This is a genomic window from Labilithrix luteola (assembly GCF_001263205.1).
Lineage (GTDB): Bacteria > Myxococcota_A > Polyangia > Polyangiales > Polyangiaceae > Labilithrix > Labilithrix luteola.
In genome coordinates this window covers 12,040,369-12,061,705 of record NZ_CP012333.1, presented here as the reverse complement: position 1 = coordinate 12,061,705, position 21,337 = coordinate 12,040,369, and the positions used below count along the sequence as shown (strand labels likewise).

The 21,337-nt window shown below is 67.1% G+C and carries 14 protein-coding genes; 2 read left to right on the top strand and 12 right to left on the bottom strand.

Features of this window, described 5'->3' with window-relative positions; all coding sequences use genetic code 11:
* Nucleotides 1-10 precede the first annotated feature (10 nt).
* The 5 genes from AKJ09_RS52055 to AKJ09_RS52035 form a co-directional block, all read right to left on the bottom strand.
* Nucleotides 11-868: an SMI1/KNR4 family protein gene (locus AKJ09_RS52055; RefSeq protein ID WP_146655318.1), complete on the bottom strand. Its 858-nt coding sequence runs from the start codon at nucleotides 866-868 to the stop codon at nucleotides 11-13.
* A 128-nt stretch (nucleotides 869-996) separates the two neighbouring features.
* Nucleotides 997-3,264, bottom strand: a complete 2,268-nt coding sequence (locus AKJ09_RS52050) for an NADP-dependent malic enzyme (protein ID WP_146655317.1) — start codon at nucleotides 3,262-3,264, stop codon at nucleotides 997-999.
* Nucleotides 3,265-3,303: 39 nt separating this feature from the next.
* Entirely contained in the window at nucleotides 3,304-4,779 is a 1,476-nt protein-coding gene (locus AKJ09_RS52045) for a S1 family peptidase (RefSeq protein WP_146655316.1), read from the bottom strand.
* A gap of 95 nt (nucleotides 4,780-4,874) precedes the next feature.
* Entirely contained in the window at nucleotides 4,875-5,360 is a 486-nt protein-coding gene (locus tag AKJ09_RS52040) for a J domain-containing protein (RefSeq protein WP_146655315.1), read from the bottom strand.
* Entirely contained in the window at nucleotides 5,357-8,596 is a 3,240-nt protein-coding gene (locus tag AKJ09_RS52035; protein WP_169928704.1) for a DEAD/DEAH box helicase, read from the bottom strand. The genes AKJ09_RS52040 and AKJ09_RS52035 overlap by 4 nt, the downstream gene beginning before the upstream one ends.
* Before the next feature lie 93 nt (nucleotides 8,597-8,689).
* On the opposite strand from AKJ09_RS52035, the gene AKJ09_RS52030 reads away from it, so the two are divergent.
* A complete protein-coding gene (locus tag AKJ09_RS52030) occupies nucleotides 8,690-9,253 on the top strand; it encodes an NADPH-dependent FMN reductase (RefSeq protein ID WP_146655313.1) in 564 nt (187 codons plus the stop codon).
* A gap of 5 nt (nucleotides 9,254-9,258) precedes the next feature.
* Here the strand turns inward: AKJ09_RS52030 and AKJ09_RS52025 are convergent, their stop codons facing one another.
* From AKJ09_RS52025 to AKJ09_RS52010, 4 genes are all read right to left on the bottom strand, one after another.
* Nucleotides 9,259-10,182: a hypothetical protein gene (locus tag AKJ09_RS52025; RefSeq protein WP_146655312.1), complete on the bottom strand. Its 924-nt coding sequence runs from the start codon at nucleotides 10,180-10,182 to the stop codon at nucleotides 9,259-9,261.
* A gap of 315 nt (nucleotides 10,183-10,497) precedes the next feature.
* Nucleotides 10,498-12,570: a molybdopterin-binding protein gene (locus AKJ09_RS52020; protein ID WP_146655311.1), complete on the bottom strand. Its 2,073-nt coding sequence runs from the start codon at nucleotides 12,568-12,570 to the stop codon at nucleotides 10,498-10,500.
* Nucleotides 12,571-12,648: 78 nt separating this feature from the next.
* Nucleotides 12,649-14,538 (bottom strand): SpoIVB peptidase S55 domain-containing protein, encoded by a 1,890-nt coding sequence (locus tag AKJ09_RS52015; protein ID WP_146655310.1) that lies wholly within the window; start codon nucleotides 14,536-14,538, stop codon nucleotides 12,649-12,651.
* Between the two features lie 47 nt (nucleotides 14,539-14,585).
* Complete coding sequence (locus AKJ09_RS52010; RefSeq protein WP_240489009.1) at nucleotides 14,586-16,334, bottom strand: serine/threonine protein kinase; 1,749 nt, start codon at nucleotides 16,332-16,334, stop codon at nucleotides 14,586-14,588.
* A 213-nt stretch (nucleotides 16,335-16,547) separates the two neighbouring features.
* On the opposite strand from AKJ09_RS52010, the gene AKJ09_RS52005 reads away from it, so the two are divergent.
* The gene (locus AKJ09_RS52005) at nucleotides 16,548-18,623 is read left to right on the top strand and encodes a carbon starvation CstA family protein (protein WP_146655308.1); all 2,076 of its coding nucleotides are present in this window, start codon (nucleotides 16,548-16,550) and stop codon (nucleotides 18,621-18,623) included.
* A 119-nt stretch (nucleotides 18,624-18,742) separates the two neighbouring features.
* Here AKJ09_RS52005 and AKJ09_RS54065 read toward each other — a convergent pair whose 3' ends face one another.
* From AKJ09_RS54065 to AKJ09_RS51995, 3 genes are all read right to left on the bottom strand, one after another.
* On the bottom strand, nucleotides 18,743-18,901 hold the full coding sequence (locus AKJ09_RS54065; RefSeq protein WP_169928703.1) for a hypothetical protein: 159 nt from the start codon (nucleotides 18,899-18,901) through the stop codon (nucleotides 18,743-18,745).
* A gap of 161 nt (nucleotides 18,902-19,062) precedes the next feature.
* Nucleotides 19,063-20,286 (bottom strand): hypothetical protein, encoded by a 1,224-nt coding sequence (locus AKJ09_RS52000; protein ID WP_146655307.1) that lies wholly within the window; start codon nucleotides 20,284-20,286, stop codon nucleotides 19,063-19,065.
* A gap of 329 nt (nucleotides 20,287-20,615) precedes the next feature.
* The gene (locus AKJ09_RS51995; RefSeq protein ID WP_240488919.1) at nucleotides 20,616-21,218 is read right to left on the bottom strand and encodes an RNA polymerase sigma factor; all 603 of its coding nucleotides are present in this window, start codon (nucleotides 21,216-21,218) and stop codon (nucleotides 20,616-20,618) included.
* Between the last annotated feature and the right edge of the window lie 119 nt (nucleotides 21,219-21,337).

The window sequence follows — 21,337 nt, the reverse complement described above, 5'->3', positions numbered from 1 at the left end:
CCCGTCCGGTTCAGGCGGTGAACTGGCTGACGATCTTCCGGAGCTTGTCGTCGTCCATGAAGATCTCGGCGATGGAATCGTCTTCCTCGAGGAACGTCATCGCCGACTTCACCGCGAGCTTCTGCGGGATCTGCGCGAGGAGCGGAGCGAGGCGCGCCGCGGTGCTGGGGATGTCCGCGTCTTCCGAGAGCTCGATCGCGCCCTTCTCGACGAGCAATTCGAGGAGAAGGAGCGCCGGCGGCCTCACGACGGGAACGGCGCTGGGCGCCTTGGCAGCAGCGGTGCGCGAGAGCTTCTCGAGCTTCAAGGTTCGAATGCGAAGCCACTCTTCGAGCGCCGGGGCCTGGCGGTCGACGATCTCGAGATCTTCGCCATCGGGCTCGTAGAGCCACACGGCTCCGCTCACGTCGTCGACGCCGACGAACCAGTCGTCAGGGCGCGGCTCACGCTTCTCGGCCGGGTCGCCGCCGCGAACCCAGAGGAACGGAACGAGCTTGCAGGTGACCGAGGGCTCGTCGATCGGATTGAGCCACATCGAGTTCGTGGCGCGTTCGAAGTGCGCTTCGGTCACGCCGGCCTCGGCGACCTCGGCGAGCGTCATGAACTTCACCACGAAGGCCTGGCGCGTTTCCTCGTCCCACGAAGCGTCGACGTCGGTACGGCAAAGCTCGTCGAACACCTTGCCCGAGGGCATCTCGCCGTCGTGCCACGCATAGAGTGCCGCGAGGGTCTTCGGCAGCTTGGCTTCGAGCGCGCGCTCGGCCGTGGTGATGTCCGCCGGCTTGGCCCCGGGGCGTAGCCCCTTGGCGTGCTCGACCAGTTTCTTGAGAGCCTCGTCGAACCGTTCCAGGAGATCGCCGCGCAACATCTGGCCTCCCCCTAGCACATGCGATCGACTTCGTACGCAAGGAACGAGGCACGATCATTAGCTCGGCTGGCCGAGGCGCGGAAATCAGGGGACGCCAGGTCGTGGCGGCCGGTCGTGAGGGGCCTGATTCAGCCGAACGAGCCCGCGTTGTGACGGACGGCGCTCGCGGCGGTGATGGCGCACATGGACACGATGGTCTCCACGCTGCTGTTGCGCTGGAGCACAGTGACCGGCTTGCGCATGCCGAGCAGCATCGGGCCGATCGCTTCGGCCTGACCGAAGCTCGCGAGGAGCTTGTAGGCGATGTTGCCGGCGTCGAGCGAAGGGAAGACGAGAACGTTCGCCGACCCTTTCAGATCGGAGAACGACCACTCTTCGCGAAGGAGGGGCTCGAGCGCGACGTCGGCCTGCATCTCGCCGTCGATCATGAGATCGGGGCGACGGTTTCGGACGAGCTGCACGGCTTTGGCCATGCGCGCCGGCTCCTCGCCACGCGCGCTTCCGAAGTTCGAATAAGAGAGCATCGCGATGCGCGGCTCGATGCCGAGGTCGCGTACTGCGTCGGCGCTGGCGATGGCGATCTCCGCCAACGTGGCCGCGTCGGGATTCTCGTTCACGGTCGTATCGGTGCAGAAGAGAACCTGCGTGCCCTTCAGCATCATGTACATGCCGGCCGCGCGCGCATAACCGGGCGCGAGGCCGATGATCTGCAGCGCCGGCCTGATGGTCTCCGGATACGACGAGGTGAGGCCCGCGACGCAGCCGTCGGCGTCGCCCAGGTTGACCATCAGCATGCCGAAGAGCTTTCGCTCGCGTGCGATGGCCTTCGACGCGTTGTAGCGCGTCACGCCCTTGCGCCGTCGGGCGACCCAGTAGACATCGGTGTAGCGCTCGAGGTCGGGCGACTCGATCGGGTTGATGAGCGTGATGTCGGAGAGGTCGAGATCCATCTCCTTCGCGCGTGCCCGGATGAAGTCGGGGCGACCGAGGAGAATGGGCTTCGCGATCTGCTCGTCGCGCGCGATCGTCGCGGCCTTGAGGATCTTGTCGCTCTCGCCCTCGGGGAAGACGATGCGCTGCGGCGAGAGCTTCGCGATGTTGAAGATCTTGCGGACGATGAGGCGGGTGGGGGACAGCGCCTCCATCAGGCGCTCCCGATACTCGACGAGGTCGAGCTCCTTCCGCGCCACGCCCGAAGTCATCGCTGCCTGCGCGACGGCGGGCGCAACCCAGTAGAGAACGCGCTCGTCGAACGGCTTGGGAATGATGTACTCGCGCCCGAACTTCAGGGCCGAGCGCTCGTAGGCCTCCATGACGCGATCCGGAACGTCGATCTTCGCGAGCTGCGCGAGGGCGCGCGTCGCGGCGATCTTCATCGGTTCGTTGATGACCGTGGCCTCGACGTCGAGCGCGCCGCGGAAGATGTACGGATAGCCGAGGACGTTGTTGACCTGGTTCGGGTAGTCGCTTCGCCCCGTGGCAACGATCGCGTCGGGACGCGTGGCGATGGCCACCTCGTAAGGCACTTCGGGATCGGGGTTCGCGAGCGCGAAGATGATGGGATTCGAGGCCATCGTCTTCAGCATCTCGGCGTCGACGATGTTGCCGACCGACAGACCGACGAAGACGTCTTTTCCGACGATCGCCTCGCGCAACGTGCGCATCGGCGTGTCCTTCGCGAACGCGCCCTTGTACGGATCCATCTCCTCGGTGCGGCCCTCGTAGACCACGCCAAGCCGATCGAGCATGAGGATGTTCTCGCGTCGCACGCCGAGGCTCACCCAGAGCTCCATGCAGCGAACGGCGGCGGCGCCTGCGCCGGAACAGACGACTTGGATGTCGGCGAGCGGCTTGCCGACGATCTCGCACGCGTTGAGGAGCGCGGCGCCGGTGATGATGGCCGTGCCGTGCTGGTCGTCGTGGAATACCGGGATCGACATGCGAGCCCGGAGCTGCTCCTCGACGTAGAAGCATTCGGGCGCGCGGATGTCTTCGAGGTTGATGCCGCCGAAGGTCGGCTCGAGTCGGCAGATGGTCTCGACGAGCTTCTCGGGATCTTTCTCCGCGATCTCGATGTCGAAGACGTCGATGCCGGCGAACTTCTTGAAGAGCATCGCCTTGCCCTCCATCACCGGCTTGGCCGCGTAAGGCCCGATGTCGCCGAGACCGAGGACGGCGGTGCCGTTCGTGATGACGCCGACCAGGTTGCTGCGCGCGGTGTACTTGCCGACGAGCTCCCGGTTGCCGGCGATCTCGCGCGAGGGTTCGGCCACGCCCGGCGAATAAGCCAGCGACAGATCGCGCTGGGTCACCGACGGCTTGGTCGGAACGACCTCGATTTTTCCGGGCTTTCCTTGGGAGTGGTAGTCGAGCGCGTCTTGCCTTCGCGAGCTCATTACCCGTGTGAGTAGACCGCCGAAGACTCCGCGTCGATGCTATTCGCCGCGCGTACTCCGCTCGAGCTTCGACGCACGGCGTCTGACGAGAGCCGTGGCGAGCGCCACGAGCCCTCCGAGCCATGCTGCGTAGTCGTCGACGCGGCGCCCCCCCGCGGCAGAGCAGTTCGACGTGCCGCCCTGGTACGAGGTCGTCCCGCCAAGGGCCGTTGCGCCCGAGCCTTGAGCCCAATTGTTCTGAGCCGCGGTCGCGCACTGCTGCTGGCACTGGCTGTTGATGCACGCGGTAAGCTGCTGATGCAGCTGACTCGAGGCGCACGATGAGTCTCCGTTTCCCTTGACGAGGCACTGGTAGCAGTTCGCGTCTGCCGAGCAGTCGAGGAGCTGCTGGCAACACCCGCCCTCGGTGCACGTGCCGCAGGCTCCCTGCACCGCGAACCCGCACTTCGGCACGCCCTGGCAGGCCGGCGTGCTTGCACAGACGTCGGCGCAGCTCCGATTGCACGGACACTGCGAGGCGGCGATCACCGGCCCCTGAGCCTGCGGAAACTTCTGCAAGCAGGCCTGGGCCGCACCGGGGCTCGTCGTGGCGTTGGGGCACGTGTAGAAGCCTGCGCAGTCGGGGTTGGTGAGGCATGCGGTCGTGATGAGCGCGCATTCCTGGTTGCCCGAGTTCACGATCTTCGTGCAGAGATCGCAATCGCGTGTCGGCAGCGGTTCAGCGAGCGCGGCATCGATGAACTCGAGGTCTCCGGAAACGCGCCCGCTCACGCCCTGGCCGTCGCAGTCGTTCACGATGAACGAGTGCACGCCCACGACCGTGTCGACGCCGTTGACCGTCACGAGGTCCGGGCCGCCGCTGTCGCCCTCGCAGATGCCGCGTTCGCGGAGATCGTAGGCAATCAGGTTCGTGTCGAGCGCGCTGATGGTGAGCGTTGCCGAGCGGCGCAGCGTGTTCGTGTCCGTGCCGGCGTCGATCAACCTGGTGCGCCCGAAGCCGAGGGCCAAGACGTTCTGGCCCACGGTGAGGCCGTCGTTGGCCGTCGTGACGGGTATCGTCGGTGTCGTCGCGTCGACTCCGCCGATCCGAATCATGGCGAAGTCGAAGCGCTGCCCAGCGTCACCGCCCTGCTGGTAACGACTGTCGAACGTGAAGTCGATGGGGAGGTAACGCGTGACGTCGACTTTCGAGAAGTCGCTTCCCGCGAGCACGATCGTCGGTGGAGTCGCGACACAGTGTGCGGCCGTCAGAACCCAACCGATGTGGTTCGCAGCGTCGACCTTGACGATGGTGCCGGAGCACAGCGTGGTGGCGGAGCTCGACGACGCAATGATCGCCACCACCGCGGAGTGCGTGGTGTCGGGGTCACCGTTGATGATCGGTGAGCGCGACTTTCCCGTGGGCCCCTCCGTACCTCCGGAGGGGTCGTGGCTCTCGGACGAGCTGCACGACGCCGCGACGACACCGAGCATGCACAAGAACGCAACCGAGCACGACGACGCACGCATACGCATGAGCCCCCCAATGTCCGGCAGAGCCAGACTCGGCGGGCAAGGGGTGCAATAACCAGCCCCCTCGCGGCCGCGCTCCCCCGTGTCTCACGTCGGAATCAACGCGTACGCTTCTGCGGTCTCGATCGGCGTTTGACGATCCCGTCGTACGCGCGTTTGAGCGCGATGAATGCCTCGGTGCTGCCTCCGTGATCAGGATGGCTCTCGAGCGCCTTCTTGCGGAACGCCGCTTTGACGTCGTCGAGCGTTGCCTCCGACGTCACACCGAGCAATCGATACGGATCGACCGGCTTGTTCGGGGGCGCTGCGTCGACCGTCTTCGGCGTGTGCGTGGGGAAGGGCTTCATGCCGGCACGCACGCGTCGGAAGGCACCGGCCCAGTGGTCGTCGACGCGCTCGAGCGGTCGTCCCGCGACCTCTTCGGCCATCGTGCGCGCTTGGTCTTCGGACTCTGCGCCGCCACCCCAGGCATCGGGGGCACGCCAAGGCTTGGCGGTGGGCTCGCCCGTCCACCAGGCGCACCACATGAAGCGTTTTCGTTTGGTGCGTGCCACGGCATAGACGCCGCGCGTGAGCGTACTCATCGTATCTCCAGCTCTTCGTCCGCCTCGGTATCGGCATCGCCCTCGGCATCACCGAGGAGGCCGCGCAGATCGTCTTCGTCGAGCGTGCCGAGACCTTCGGCGTCGCTCCCCATGATGGCATCGGCGATCTCGCGCTTCTTCGACTTCAGGAGGCCCACCTTCTCCTCGATGGTTCCTGCGGTGAGCAAGCGAATGACGGTGACGGGCTTCGTCTGACCGATGCGATAGGCGCGGTCGGTTGCTTGGTCTTCCACCGCAGGGTTCCACCACGGGTCGCAATGGATGACCGTGTCGGCCGCGGTGAGGTTCAAGCCTGCGCCACCGGCTTTCAGCGAAAGCAGGAAGAGGCGCGCATCGCCCGTTTGAAAGCGCTCGACGATGGCGTCGCGATCGGTGCTCGCACCGTCGAGGTACTCGTAGCGAATGCCCATGCGATCCAGATCTTGTCGCCAGAGCGTGAGCAGCTCGACGAACTGCGAGAAGACGAGCGCGCGTCGACCTTCGAGCGCGAGGTCTCGAACGAGCTCGAGGAAGGCCGCTCGTTTGACGCTGTCGGTGGCAGGAAGCGTCGGATCGACGAGGCGCGGATCACAAGCCATCTGCCTGAGTCTCAAGATGGCGGTGAGCACGGAGAGGCGGCTTCGGGCGAGGCCACGCTTCTCGATGTTCGTTTTCACGGCCTCCCGAACGGCGAAGGCCAGCGCATCGTAGTGTGCCTTCTGGCGGTGTCCGAGCACGAGCGGCCGCTCCACCTCGGTCTTGGGGGGCAGGTCGGAGAGCACTTCGGCCTTCGTTCGGCGCAACACGAACGGGCGCACGATGCCACGGAGCTCTTCGGCGACCGTCCCGTCGGGGAAGTTCGAAATCGGCGTTTCGTAGCGCTCTTCGAAGTCGCTTGCCGTTCCGAGCATGCCCGGGTTGGCGAAGCTCATGATCGACCAGAGCTCGGTGAGTCGGTTCTCGACAGGGGTTCCCGAGAGGGCGATGCGCATGTCGGCATCGAGTCGAGCGGCCGCGCGCGTGGTCGCCGCCGACGCGTTCTTCACGTTCTGCGCTTCGTCGAGCACCACGCAACGGAAGCGCATGGTCGCGAGGTGACCCACGTCGCGCCGCAAGACGCCGTACGTCGTGACCACGAGATCGTAGGCCATCAGCTCGTCGATCTTGTCGGTGCGAGAGGAGCCATGAAGGACGAGGACGCGAAGTCCCGGCGTGAAGCGCTCGGTTTCGCGCACCCAGTTGCCGACGAGTGAGGTGGGGCAAACGACGAGCGACGGGCGTGGCCCGTGAGTCTCCTTGGACCACGCAAGCAGCGCGAGCGTCGTGATTGTCTTGCCGAGGCCCATGTCGTCGGCGAGGACGCCGCCGGCCCCGAGACGCTTGAGAAACTGCAGCCACGCCAGTCCGCGCTTCTGGTACGGCCTGAGCGTGGCCCGCAGGTCGGACGGCATGGCCGGCTCGGTCTGTGTGGCGAGCCCTTCGAGTTCGGTCCGCAGCGCTTTGACCGTGGGATCGAAGCTGCCGCCGAATTGGCGCACCCACTGCTCGACGCGTCCGAGCTGATGAGGTGCGAGGCGCCCCTCGCCGCCATCGTCGACGAGGTCGCCGGTCCCGGCGACCAGCGCTCGAACCTCTTCGGTGATTCGGGTGAGCGTTCCGTCGGCGAGCGCCATCCAGCGCTTCTCGCGCGCGACCGCGGCACGCATTCGCCGGAGCTCCACCTTCAAGGCGCCGGCGGTGAACGTGAAGTTGGTGTCGAGCCAACCCGCGGAGGCCTGCACGTGGACGTCGACGCTCACGGGCTCGACGAAGCGCACCCGCCCGAGCGACTCGGCGATGCGGATGTGGAACGGGGGATCGATCGAGGTCCGAAGGAGGTGCGCTCCGTGCTGCCAGAACTCCACGGCTCGCTCTTCGGTCGCCTCGAGCTTCTCGTCGAAGCCCGCCTCACGAACCAGAGAAAGTGCACGCTGTTCCGTTCGCGAGTCGCGACGATACGCGTCGTCGTCGTCGTCGTCGTCGTCGGCAGGCGAGCCGTCGGCGAGCTTGATTCGTGTGGTGCCGTAGACGGCGTGGAGATCGAGGCGCAGGTCGAGCGGCGAGCCGGTCACGTCGAGTTCGAACGTGGGTTTCTCGGGGGGCGGCAATCCGAAGACCTCGTGCGACGGCAGCCGCACGCCGAGGCCACGGCCCTTGGCGAGAAGCGCCCGACCGATGCGCGCCGAGACCGATGGCGTGAGCGGGAGCGAAGGAACTTGCGAGAGGCCCCACGCGACGTCGAGGTCGACACTCGGCGCAAGAGGATGGAACGTCTCGCTTGCCGGAACCCAGAGGTACGGAAACGGACCGGCGAACAAGAGCGCGTCCGAAGCGTCGGCCACGAGCTCGCCGTCGGCCGAGTACCAGCGCGCGAGAAGTCGCTCGCCGACGGGTTCGAGCCGCGGTGCGACGTGCGACTTGGCGTAGCGGAGGCGTTTCTTGAAGCTGCCGGTGAACACGCGTGCATCGTGGCGCGCGGTTTCGTCGGTGAGGAGGTGCACGAGGAGCGAGGCCTGAGCGCGCACGGCAACGAGTGCGTTCGGTTGTGCGGACGACGGGGCGGTGAGCTCGACGAGCCTCCGATGACGCGGTGTGAGACGCGCTTCGATCACAGCGCGCGGCTTGAGAACGGTGCGGCCCGAGCCCGAACGCCGATGGCGAAGCAGCACCACCGGCCGTGATTCCGGCGTGGCAAGGCCGTGCGTGCGTGCCATCTCGACGTCGATTTCGAGGTCCTCTTCGAACTCCTCGCGCGGGAGCCAAAGCGCGAGCCGCTCGGCGAGCGTGCGCTCCTCGAACGTTCGTTGGCGAATCGCGGCGAGGTCGGCGAGGAGCGGCTCGGTCGGTGTACCTGCGGCGATGGCGGCGCGGAGCGCATCGTGGGCCGCGACGTCGACCACGAGCGCTGCGATGTGGTCGCACACGTAACGGCTCTTGCACGCGCACGCGAGCTCGAAGACGTCGCCGGTCCCGAGGCGGAGCGCGACGCGCATCGGCGACGCCAGCCGAGGTCCTCGTCCCAACGTCGCGGCGAGACGCCCGCTCGCATCGACGTGGGGAGCTTCGTCGTAATCCCTCGGCGCGCAGAGCTGCCGATCGACGACCTCGTTGCCGAGGCGTCGCGAGGCAAGCGCGAGGTCGATACGCTCGACCCAGGCAGCTGCCGGGCGCGTATTGGCATTCGAGGAAAGGCTCATGACGACGGCAGGGAGGACTCTAGAAGACGTGACTCCCGAGCGCATGCCTTTGCGCCCTTGCGGGCCGGTTGGGCTTTCGATTACCAACGATCCATGTCGAAACTGAGCGTCGTCGTTTGCAGCACGCGGCCGGGTCGCATGGGCCTTCCCGTCGGACAGTGGTTCGTGGAACACGCCAAGGGCCATGGCAAGTTCGAGGTCGAGCTCGTCGACCTCAAGGAGGTCGGCCTGCCCCTCATCGACGAGCCCAAGCATCCCCGGCTCGGCCAGTACGAGCACGAGCACACGCGGCGCTGGAGCGCGACGGTCAGCGCATCCGACGCGTTCGTGTTCGTCACGCCCGAGTACAACTACTCCTCGGCGCCCGCCCTGCTCAACGCACTCGACTTCCTCTACACGGAGTGGCTCTACAAGCCTTGCGGCTTCGTCAGCTACGGCGGTGTCTCGGGCGGCCTACGCTCGGTGCAGATGACGAAGCTCATCGTCACCTCACTCAAGATGGTGCCGCTGCCGGAAGGCGTCTCGATTCCGTTCGTCGCGAAGCACGTCGACGAGCAGCAGAAGTTCAAGAGCGACGACCACATCGACAAGTCCGCGAACGTGATGCTCGACGAACTGATTCGCTGGACCAACGCGATGAAGGTCCTTCGTTCGTAGTCAGGTCACTTCGCAGAGCTGGTGGCCTGACAGAGCCCGTATTCCGGGTCCTTGAACAGGGTCGTCGTCTTGCAGGTCTGGCCCTGCGCGCAGGTGCTGCTGCTCACTTTGCAGAGCTGATAGCACCTGCGATTGCCCACCTGGCCAACGCAGGTCAGGCCCGCGCCGCAGTGGTTCTCCTCGCACGAATCGCCGGCCTGCGCGGTGCCGATGGCCACGCAACCGGACTCGCCGCTCGCGGTGACGATGGCGCACGTCTCGTTGTCGACGCACGCGCCCGGCTCGAGCAACTTGCAGTGCTTGAGCGGCATGCACACCGGCGCCTTGTGCGCGGTGTCGACGAGGCGCTGGACGTCGCAGAACGTGGTGCCGCTGTTCTGGGAAACCTGCGTCTCGCAGGTGCCCGCGCAGCAATAGCGGCGGCAAACCGATCCGCCCTTGTCGCCTTCGACACAGTCGAACCCCGGCGCGCAGTCGTCGCCCGTGTTGCAGCTGACGCCATCGGTGCCCGCGGCCTTGGCGGATTTGCACTTGGTGGTCAGACCGACGCCATCGCGGTCGATCCGACAGCCCTCGAGGGCTTCCGTGGTATCGCCGGCATCGACCAGGTCGCTCGCGCCCGCATCGGCGAGGCCCTGGCAGACTTGCGCGTCGCGCGTGTGCCGCGTGGTGTCGTCGTCGGGCATGCAGCTGCCGCTCACGACGCCGCATAGGGGGCTGCCCTTGAAAACCGGGGGTGGGTTGGCGGCCGAGGCTGCGTCCTCCGCTCCGCCCACATCCGAGGTGCTCGGCGCCATGGGGTTCTGCTCGCCAAAGCCCTGGCCTGCGCCTCGCCCTTCGTCGCTCGCCGAAGTGCTGGAGCAACCGCTCACGAGCGCAAACGCGACCGGAAGTGCGCCCGAAAGCGCGACCGAAAGGAAGTGAGTCAAACCGACGAGTCCGGCCAAGCGCGGCCGACCAAATGTGTGCCCAACGGGCGCGAAAAAGCTTCTGCGAAAGCTGCTGCGTAACAAGAGGACCGCCTATGGGAGGGCGTGTATCGTGCTTCCAGACAAGTAAGGTGCGCCGATTCGGCGCTTCGGCACGTTGGATTCACGCTGCGTGCCGATGCGTCGCCCCGGTCGTCCGACACGAGAACGGGCCAAATTTTCGGTGAATCCGAGACGCGCTCTCGAAGCGCATCGCCCGGGGCCATGACGTCCGTGTCAGGGGTGGCGCCGAACGTTGCAAGGTCGTTGCGAGGTTCAGTGAGTCTCGAGGTCTCGCGTAACCGAGTTGCCGGCCGCGTCGAACGCGCGGACGACCACGATGTGTGAGCCCGGCGGAACGAGCGACGACAGGTCCGCGTCGATGTTCTCCTCCGGGGTGTCGTAGATTCCGTCGGCCGCCGCGATGGGCCTCCACTCGAGCTTGCCGTCGACGGCGACCTCAACGCGTGCAACGGGTGACGTGCCGTCGATCACTCGACCGCGGAGACGACGTCCCGCCATCTGCAGGTTCTCGATGCGCGGAGGCGTGTTGTCGACGAGAACGCTCTCCGATTCGAGCGCGTGCTTCTGCACCTGGTCAGGCGGGTTCGCCGGCTCGTCGCTCGCCTCGATGCGCACGCGGTACTTGCCCTCGGGAAGAGCCGCGGTGTCCCACTCGAGCTCGGTCTTCGTGTGCACGTCGTCCGACTTGAGCGCATCGCGCCACTGCGTCTGTCCCTCTTTGCGGAAGGCGACACGATAGCGGAGCGGATCGTTGTCGGGATTTTCGACCTTCCACGTCACCTTCACGACGCTGTCGTGTTTGCCGACGTCACCGCCGCTCGCCGGGATGTTGCCGGTCGGCTCCTTCGTGGTGCCGCCCTTGGATGCCGCGCTGACTTCGGTGACGACCGGACGCACGTTCTCCGTGACGAAGGGAACCGTCACTTCGGTGAGGATAGCGTTGGGATCACGTGCCCAGCGTGCGCGGACCTGGACGTAGCGGTTGCCCGCGCCGCCGATGGCCGTGGGGCTCGCGACGGGGTTGCTCCAGTTCGTCCACGTGGCGTCGGGCGTGGCGGTGTTTCCGGTTCGCGCAGAGAACTCGAGAGGCCCGCTGGCTCGCCAGGTGAGCGTGCCGAATTTCGCGCGGAGCCCGGCGTCGAGCGGCTTGCTCGTCCAGACGGCGTCGGCGCCGCCGCGGCCGACGATGCGGTGCACGACCGGCGGGTCGCTGGTAGCGATGAAGCCCTTGCCATTCGCGATCTGGAGTGCGCCGACCTGGCGCTCGTCCGCATCGGCGACGAGCGTGACGACGTGCGCGTCGTCGACGGTGTAGACGCGGCCGCCTTCGCCGGTGCCGACGTACGGACGGCCTTGTTCATCGAGCACGAGCGACAGGTAATGCGTGTCGTCGTGCTTCATCATCCTCTCGCCGCGCCCCGTCGCGTCGAAGCGCATGAGGCTGCCCTTGCCGGGCTTCGGCTTCGTGCCGGACGTGGGGCCGGCGGGCGTGCGCCCCGCGGCGGACGAACGCTTCGGCGGCTCCGGCGGTTCGCCGTATTCGTTGCCGATCGCCCAGAACACGCCGCCTTTGCCGACGGCAATGGCCTTCACCTCTTCGCCGGGCATGTTGGCGAGCACCGTCGCGCGACCCGGTCCGGTGATGCGGAAGAGCTCGCCCTTGCCGCTCGAGCCGGCGAGGAGGTCGCCGTTCTCCGCCATGGCGAGCGAAACGATGTGGCTTTCGGTGCTTCGGAAGTACACCGAGCTCGATCCGTTCGGCTCGACGCGGAAGACCTTGCCCTCCGGACCCGTCGCGGCGAAGAGACCCGTTCCCGCCTTGTCGAGCACGAGGGCCCAAACGTGGCTGGTCTCGGGGAGCGTGGCGAAGACGTCGGCCTTGCCTTGCGAGAGGCGGAAGATCTTCCCGTCGGGGATCGTGGCCGCATAGATGGTGCCGTTCTTGGCCTGCACCATCGAGGTGACCGCGAGGGCCCCGGTATCCGCGAAGAGCGAGACGGCGTCGCCGACGACCTTGTAGACCTTGCCCGAGGGGCTCGTGCCGACGAGCACGCTTCCATCCGAGAGTCCCAGCGCCGAGAAGCTGGCACTGGCGTCGGGAACGGGGGCGCTGCCCAGCGTGAAGCCGGCGCGCACGGCGCCGTCCGAGCTCACGGAGACACCCTTCAGATCTCCGCCGGAGAGCTTGTCGAGCGTGTCCAGCACGAAGGTGCGCGTGCCCACGGCGTGCGCGGCCTTCGAGGAGGTGACAATCGGAGCGACAACGAGCGCGGCGAGCGCGGCAACGCGTGCTGCGCGCGAGCTGCCGAGAACCGACCAATGCATGGATGGATCCTACAATAAGGGGCTAGAGAGCGGCCAAGAGCTGTCGAAAACGATGTCGGAACGGCTTGAGGTTTCCCCTCATCGAACGATCTGGCGCACCTTGACGCGCGCCTTGTCGGTCCCCTCCACGTAACGGTCGAGCGGCACGATGACGCGTGCGTAGCTCGCGAAGGCGTCGGGCCCAGTGTCCGAGGTGGCGGGCCGGAGCGCGTCGAGCGCGAACGACGGCAGCCGATCGGCGACGTGGCCTCGGAAGGCAACGCCCTGGCTCCGGACGCGGTACTGAACCACGAGGCTCTTCGGAAGCATGTTTTGCTTTTGCGAGTTCGCGAGCAAATCGCCGAGCGTCTGCGGCGAGGGGAGCTCGGGCGAGACCTGGTAGCCAGGCACCACGTCGAGATCGACGTCTTTGCCGGCGAGCTCCTCGGGGAGCTTCACCTCGATGACCTTCGTGACCTCAGGACCGGCGAACGGCTGGAGGTGGACGCGCAGCCGTGCGTTCTGGTTCGCGTCGACGACGGGCTCGAGCACGTCGACGCCGCGCAGCCGCCAGAGATCGCGCGAGTAGTCGACGGTCAGGACGGACTCGACCTTCTCGACGTGCGTCATCTCCCACGGGTTGTTGAGGACCTCGCCGACGGCGCGTCCAATCTTGGCGTGGGCGAACTCGCCGGCGTCGGGCATGCCACCGACGGCGACGCCGAAGTCTTCGAGCTCAATCGTTCCGTGACCGCGCACCGAGAGCTTCGAGACGAGCCGCCAGGTGACGTCACGTCGCTCGTTGACGGTGGCGTCGACGACGGAGCCGAGCACCGAGGCCACGAGCGAAGCGCTCATGAAGCGCTCCTCGGCGACCTCGACGTTCCAGATCTTCTTCGGTGCCCCTTCCGCGCCGCGAACGTCGATGGAGAAGGGGAACGTGGGCGCCGTCTTCGATTCGTCGACGACGACCGCGCTCTGGCGATCTTGAACGAGTGCACCGAGCGGGCGCGCGGCCTCGCCGATCTTCGACGAGTGCTGCTCGCTGGCGAAGAGCCAGTGAACCTTGCCGATCGCCGCGGGAAGCGCGGTGACGCCGGCCTCCATCATCGGGTGGCCGAAGCCACAAAGCTTCTGCCCTTCGACGAACGTGACCGTGCCGAGGCCCATGAAGGACACGTCGCCGCGAGCCATCTGGATGCCGAGGCCGCCGCCGTTGACGTAGTGCATGGGCGCGTTCGGATCGACGCTGTTGCCACCACCGCCGGCTTGCACCGGCTCGAGCCCGAGCGGACCGAAGAGCTTGCTCACGAGCGCGAGCGAGCGATCGCTCATGCCGCCGAGCAAGAGGGGCGTTGCTGCGGGAACGACCGTGCGGGCGCTGTCGAGGCCTGCGGTCATGCGGGCTTTGACTTGCTCGGCGTGCTTCTCGACGTCGTACGCGCCGGGATCGCCGTTCCACGCCGTGGCGCCGTCTTCACGAGGTCCGAGGCTGGCGTGCTTCTGCGGCGCGGGCTTGGCTGCCGTGGGGAGGGGCCCGCGACCCTCGAGCGGCCAGAAGCCGGGAGGAATCGGGCGGCGCATCTCCGCGAGCATCGGCGCGATGGGCGTGACGCCAGCGACCGGCTCGACCTGGAACGAGGCCCACGAGTACGCGTATGCGCCGGCGAGCCGCCCATCGAGGAAGATGGGGCTGCCGCTCATGCCTTTGACGTTCTTCGTGACGTTGAGGCGCGGGTGGGGCGTCTTGATGAGGACGAGCTCCTGACCCGGGCGGAAGTTCTTGAGGACGCCGACGACTTCGACGTCGAAGCGTTCCGGCTCGGTCCCCTTGAAGACCGTCAAGCCGTAGCCCTTCATGCCGTCTTTGATCTCGTCGACCGAGATCGTCTTCGGCTTCGCGTCGCCGTGAGCGAGCGGGATGCTCAGTCCGAGCCCTGCGAGGAGCCCGATGCCGAGCGCGCCGATCGGAAGGAATTCCTTGCGCACGGGACCATCGTTCCTCACCTGCCTCGTGTCGTAAAGCTTCTTGCCTCTCAGTCGTACGGATTGGGCGGCGCTTCCGTCGTGGGATCGGCAGCGCCTCCGCTCGTTCCGTTCTCGTTGCTCTTGGGCTTGATCACGCTTGGCCGTTCCGCCGCTTTCTCGCCCGGTTTGTTGTCCACCTTGCCGTCTTGGTGGGTGCGGGGAAGCAGCGCGACTTCGACGTCGTCGGGCGTTGCCGAATCGACGACGACGATGGTGTCTTCGTGGTTTTCGGACCGGACGAGGACGGTCGAGGCCCCGCCGTCGCTGGGACGCGCGATCGTGTCGGTGCCGCGCGGCAGGACCACGCCATCGACCACCAGCAGGGCCGTCTCCGGTTGGACGTGCAGGCGGACGGCGGCCGGCCGGCTGCGGATGGGCTCCGCCGGAACGGCGCTGGCCATGACCGGGAGCACGATGCCATTGGGGGCCGTCTGGGCACCGAAGGGCATCGCGCGCGACGAGGGCGACGAGGGCGACGAGGCATCGAGCTCGATCGCCGAGGCTGCCGCCAGGCGCTTGGCCTTTCGCATGCTGCGAGCGAGCACGAGCACGCCGAGACCCAGCGAGGCGCCGATGAACGCTGCCACGACGAACCAGAGGACGCCGCGCGACGTCGGTTGATCCTCGGTCGGTCGAGAGCGCCGGCCACGATCGAGAGCGGCGCCGTTGTCGGAGATGCGTCCGCTCGGGCGCGGCTCGGGGACGCGATGAGTGTCGCTCCGCGCCGGCGTGGTTCCGCTCGCGGGGCCGACGCCGCTCGTTGCGAGCATGCGAGCGCGTGCGTCGAGCTCGGCCCCGCAGCGTTCGCGGATCAATGCCGCCACCTGAGGAGGCATCACGGGCGGGCCACTCGTGCGCAGCCAACCTTCGAGCGCCTTGCGCATCTGCTCGGCGCTCTGGAATCGATTCTCCGGCTCGTTCGCCAGCGCCTTGACGACGATCGCCTCGAGCTCCTTCGGGTAGTCGGCGATGACCGACGTCGGGAGCTCGTAATTGCCGATCATGATCTGCGCCATGACCTGCGGATCGTGCTCGCCGACGAACGGGCGCTGGCCGGTCGTGATTTCGTAGAGCACGCAGCCGAGAGCGAAGACGTCCGCGCGTCGATCGATGCCGCCGCCCATGAGCTGCTCGGGCGCCATGTACGCGAGCTTGCCCTTGAGCTGACCGGCGACCGTCATGTGCGACTTGCCAATGGCTTTGGCCACGCCGAAGTCGGTCACCTTGATGAGACCGGTCGAGGTCAGAAGGACGTTGTGCGGGGAGACGTCTCGGTGGACGACGGCGAGCGGCCGCCCGTCTTCGGCCACGAGCTCGTGCGCAGCATGCAGGCCCGCGCACGTGTCGGCGACGATCCGTGCCGCGAGACGTGGCTTGATCGGGATACGCGGCGCGCCGTCGTTGTCCGAATGCGCGTCGCCGTGAGGACGGAGCACGCGCATGAGCGACGGCCCGTCGATCCACTCCATCGCCAGGTAAAGCGTCTTGTCGTGCTGTCCGAGGTCGAACGTCGCGCAGACGTTCGGATGGGCGATGCGCCCGGCGATATGCGCCTCGTCGAGGAACATCTCCTGGAAGGAGACGTTCTCGGCGAGCTGAGGCAGGAGCGTCTTGACGGCGACGAGCTGTCCCGTGGCGCGCACGCGGGCGACCCAGACGCGCGCCATGCCTCCGGCGCCCACGGGCGTGACCAGCTCGTATGGACCGAGCGCATCTCCGGCGCCCGGAAGCATCTCGTCGAGCTCGTGTTGGGGCATGCCCACGGTCCCATGAGTATACGGGGATCGACGCACCGCGCCGAAACACGAAAGCGTCCCAAGTTCGTCCTTCCTGCCTCCACGCGCGCCGGGCGCTCTGGCCTCTCCGCTCTCTCCGGGCTGGTTCGCCGCTGCTCCGCGTCAAAAGGCCGGGTACGAGGCGGGACCACAGGCCGGCCGGCGAAGGCTCCAGGTTTGCGGTAAAGGTCAAAAATGCACGCCGCATCGTGGATGCTTGGCGCGCTCGCCGTGCTGGCGATCGCCTACCGCTATTACTCCGCCTTTCTCGCCGCGAAAGTTCTTTGCTTGAACGACGCGCGTGTGACGGCGGCGCACGCGCTGGAGGACGGCCAGAACTACCACCCGACCAACAAGTTCGTCCTGTTCGGGCACCACTTTGCGGCGATCACCGGAGCCGGCCCGCTGATCGGTCCGGTGCTTGCGGCGCAGTTCGGGTTCTATCCAGGGTTTCTCTGGATCCTGTTCGGCGTGGTCCTGGGCGGCGGCGTCCACGACTTCGTCATTCTGGTGGCGAGCATGCGTCGGAAAGGGCGTTCGCTCGCCGAGATCGCGCGCGAAGAGCTGGGCCCCACGCTGGGCCTCGTGACCGCCGTCGCGATCTTGTTCATCGTGGTGATCGCGCTCGCGGGTCTCGGCAACGTCGTCGTGGGGGCTCTCGCGGAGAGTGCGTGGGGCGTCTTCACCGTCGGGGCGTCGATTCCGATCGCCCTGGCGATGGGCCTCTACATCTATCGGGTGCGCGGCGGCACGACGCGCGGCATTCGCGAAGCTAGCATTGCCGGCGTGGTGCTCCTGCTGGTGGCGCTCGTGGTCGGCAAGGCGGTGGCCGGCGGCGACGGCGCCCACTACTTGAAGCTCGGGAAGACGACGCTCACGCTCGGCATGGCGGCCTACGGCTTCATCGCCAGCGTCCTGCCGGTGTGGATGCTGCTCTGCCCGCGCGACTACCTCTCGAGCTACATGAAAATCGGCACGATCGCGCTGCTCGTCGTCGGCGTGATCGTCGTGAACCCCGAGATCAAGATGCCGCCCGTCACGCCGTACATCCACGGCGGCGGGCCCATCGTGAAGGGGCCGCTCTTCCCGTTCGTGTTCATCACCATCGCCTGCGGCGCGATCAGCGGTTTCCATGCGCTCGTGGCGAGCGGCACCACGCCGAAGATGGTCGACAAGGAGAGCGATGCGCGGGCCATCGGTTACGGCGCGATGCTCGTCGAAGGCCTGGTCGGCATTACCGCGCTCATCGCCGCGTGCGCCATGCCCCAAGAGGATTACGTCGCGATCAACACGAACCCCGACGTGCCGGTGGTCGCTGGGCAAACGAAGTTGGGTGGCGGCCTCGCGCGGGACAAGGAGCAGCTCTCGAAGCTCGACGGCGTTCTCTCACCGAACGATCGAAAGCTGCTTGGTCTCTCGGCCGGCGAACCGGCGTCGACGTTGACCACCAAGAAGGTGAAGCTCTCGAACGCGCTCGCCCTCTCGAACGAGACGCTCGCCGCGCTCGATTACCACGTCGATCCGCATGCCGCGCGCGCGACGATGCTCGACGACGCCGACTTCGCACGGCTCGGTGTGACCGTGAAGGAGCTCCCTGCCATGCAGCGCGACGCCGACGAGGTCGTCGCGGCACGAACGGGCGGCGGCGTGTCACTCGCGGTGGGCATGGCGCGCGTTTTCAGCGGCCTGCCCGGCATGAACGCGCTTCTCTCGTACTGGTACCACTTCGCGATCATGTTCGAGGCGCTCTTCATCCTCACCACGATCGACACGGGCACGCGTATTGGGCGCTTCCTGATGCAGGAGCTCATGGGGCGCCTCTCGCCCGAGCTCGGAAAGTCGACGAGCAAGACGGGCGGCTTCGTCGCGACAGGCATCATCGTCGGCGGGTGGACCTACTTCATTCTCACCGGCAGCATCTCGACGATCTGGCCGATGTTCGGCGTCGCCAACCAGCTGCTCGCGTGCACGGCGCTCTGCGTGGGCACCACCATCCTGCTTCGCGAGGCGCCGAAGAAGATCTACGCGCTCGTGACGCTCGCGCCTCTGCTCTTCGTGGGCACGACGACGCTCGCGGGGGGCGTCGAGAGTATCCGCACCATCTTCTGGCCGATGATCGCGCGTGCCGAGACGCGCACGACCGGCGTGGTGAACGTCGCCGTCACGTCGTTGCTCCTCGTGTGCATCGTGCTCGTCGTCGTGGGAAGCGCTGTGCGCTGGTGGAGCCTCGCGCGGGCCACACGCCCGGCGGCTAGCGCGCTCGCCTCGTGAGCTCGTCGCTCGCGGCGCGGTTCAAACCCACAAAAGCGCGAAGGCCTGCCCATGCTCGAGAGCATGCAGCAGGCCTTTCGGTTTGCCCGAGGCTAGTAACGGTTACCTACTCAGGCCTATCAGGGCTTCTTGGCGTCGGGCGCGCTCGCGTTGTATCCCTCCGGGTGGACGGGGAACGCGGGGGTACCCATGCGGCGGAGCGTGCGCTTGTTGCGCTTGCCGCTGGTGGTCTTCTTGCGCTTACGAATCCGTTCGAACTGCTGGGTAGACGAAACCATGACCTAATTAACCTCGAGGGGGCGCACCATGGCGAAAGACCGGCGCCCTGTCAAGCGTTGCGGACCTTCCGGCCCGCCAAAACAAGCCGAGCTCAATGATCCGAGCTCGGCGGTCAGCCAGCCAAGCGCGGTCACAGTGACCCGCGCTTGGCGGACAGAGACTAATGCCGAACGGTGACAGGTGCCGTGTACGTCGCTTCGGCGAAGGGAGCAACCTTCGCCTTCATGAGCGCAGCCGTGATGCAAGCTTCGGCCGGCTTGCCGGCGGCGCCGCCGGACACCTTCACGCTCTGGGCGTTACCCCCCGAGGCGAACGTGATCGTGGCCTTGGAGATCGGATCGTCCGGCCCGAGGCAACCACGGGCCTCGGGGAGGACCGCGCCAATGGCGCCCGTGATCGCGCCCTGCGAGGGCTTCTGAGGGACCGAGCCGGCCGCGAACTGCGGGCCTGCCGCGGCCGCCGCGGGTGCTGCTTCGCCCTTGTCACCGACGGCCTTGCGCATCTCGTCGCCGAGCGCGCCTGCCGGGCCGCTGGGCGAGGTCGGAAGATCCTTCTGCGAGATCTTCGCATCTTCCTGCTTCTCGGCCTTCGCCGACGCCACCTTCGCCGCTCCGCCCTTCGCGGGGGCCGACTTCGCCTTGGCCGTCTCGGCCGCCGGGAGGGTGGAGGGATCGAGCGTGTCGGCCGGAGCTGCCGTCGCCGTCTCGACCGGGGCGGGCGTGGGATCCGCCGGGGCGGCCTTGGTGGTGGCCGCCGTGTCCTTCATCGCCACGACGGGGGCGGACGCCGCGACGTCCTGACGGCTCTTCATCATGAAGAACGTGCCGGCCGCAGCCGCGCCGAGCGCGAGGATGCCGATGACGATGCCGACGGTCGCGCCGTTGCCCTTCTTCTTCGGCACGATCTTGTCGTACGAAGCCGAGGCGAGCACAGGGCTCGAGGGCGCCGAAAGCGGTGCAGCGACGCTCGCGAGAGCGGGGCCCGAGAGGGGGGCGCTGGAGATCGGCGCGGGCACCGAGACGGGCGCAGGCACGGACGCGGGCGCCGCTTCGCGGATCGACACGGGCTTCATCGACAGTGGCGCCGGCGGAATCGTCGGCACGGGCTGCTTTGCCGACATCGGCGCGGGCGGCATGGAGGCGGGACCGACGTCGTCGAAGAGGCCTTCGCTCGCGAGCGGCGTGGTCTTCGCGCGCGCCTCGGCGCCCGGATCGGCGACCGACGCCATCGCCAGGTCGACGATGCCCGAGTCGTCCTTCGTCGCTTCGCCCGCACGCTGCACGCCAGTCGACGAGACCGAAGGCGGAGGCGGCGTCATCTGCGCCATCTTCGCGAGATCCTGGAGGCTTCGGCGGTCACGCTCACGGTCAGCGGGCATCGTCATGGGGACACCTTCTACGAGCTTGGCTTCCTTCTTGGTCGGAGGCTGGGGCAGGGCAGGCGAGCGTTCAGACCCGCGTGACCAGCCAGCTTCCGCCGTGTTCACTCCAGCGAGAGCCAGAGCGGCGGAGTTATGACCCTCCCCTTCGATTTGTCCAAGGGGGCTGGACCATAAATTTTCGTCCGAGATTTCCGCCGCACTTGCACCGCGATCACCAGAGCGGATTCGCTCCATCACGGCGCTGGCCGTTCCATCCCTTTCCATTGGGGATTTCTCGGCGTCCGGCCAGTCCCGGAGAAGGCGGTCGAGGTCCCATTTCCTAGACGTCTCACTCACGTCCCATCTCCCTCGGGGTCGAAGCCCCGGGCGTCGAGAAATCCCTTCAGTTTGCGGCGCGCTTCGTGGACACGCCACGCGATGGTCCCTTCCGGAGCACCGAGGATGGCCGCCACGTCCTCGTGCGAGCGTCCGTCGATGCAGACCAGGATGAGCGTCGTTCGCAAGGTATCGCTGAGCTCGTCGATCCCCGCGCAAAGCGTCTGGTAGAGTTGCTTGCGCGAAGCCGACCCCGCCGGGTCGCCGCTGGTTGGCCGTCGATCCGTCATGAGCCCGTCGAGACGGGGATCATCGGTGTCTTGAGAGGCGCGGCTCGTCTTTCGCGACCGGATACGGTTGAGCGAAAGGTTGATCGTGATGCGGTAAAACCAGGTGTAGGCCTCACTGCGACCGTCGAAGCGCCCGAGCGCCTGGTACGCCCGGATGAACGTCTCCTGGGCCACGTCCTCCGCTTCCGAGCGATCGCGGAGCATGTGGACGGCGAGCCGGTGAATCCGCGGCTGGTGCCGGCGAACGAGCTCTCCGAAGGCGTTTGTGTCCCCGGCCTTGGCGAGCTCGATGAGATCCCGGTCGCTCGGCGTCGGTTTCGTCATCATCATGGACGTCCGTGGGCCCCTTTGCTTCGGGAGCGGGGGTGGCACGGACTTCGCCGAAGGTCGGGCATGTGAAGGAGGGGGCCCGGTCGGTGGAGAGTCATCATGCGCGGAATGCGCGGACG